1 protein-coding gene is annotated in these 470 nt (G+C 68.9%); it reads left to right on the top strand.

The window, feature by feature from the left end:
* On the top strand, positions 1–470 hold a 470-nt coding region (locus tag AC04SF_RS37495), incomplete at both ends, for a DUF5801 repeats-in-toxin domain-containing protein (RefSeq protein ID WP_488481888.1).

The raw sequence follows: 470 nt of genomic DNA, 5'->3' as shown, positions 1-470 counted from the left end.
CCCTCGATCACGCTGAGCGGGACGGCGGCGCCGACGCTGAACGTGGACGAGAGTTACCTGACGGCGGCGACCAACGGCGTTGCCGGCTCGGGCACCGGGCCCGCCGGCTCGACCACCGACACGCAGAGCTTTGCCGGTGCCTTCACCGTGGTGCAGGGCGCCGACGGCGCCACCACCAGCTACGGCGTCAGCCTCTCCGGCTCGGCCTCCAACCTGATCGACTCGGCGACCGGCCAGGCAGTGGTGCTGGCGCAGAGCGGCAACACGGTCTCTGGCTATGTCACTGGCCACAGCGGCGATCCGGCCTTCCTGGTGTTCACGCTTTCGGTCAACAGCTCGACCGGCGCGGTGACGCTGACGCAGGACCGTGCGGTGCACGAGAACACGGCCGACAATCCGACCGACAGCTCCGAAGGCATCAACCTGACCTCGGGCCTGGTGACGCTGACGGCGACGGTGACCGACAATGA

The sequence above is a fragment of the Mesorhizobium sp. CNPSo 4671 genome (assembly GCF_057784245.1).
The sequence above is the reverse complement of the archived record's forward strand: the minus strand, read 5'-3'. Positions and strand labels throughout refer to the sequence as shown.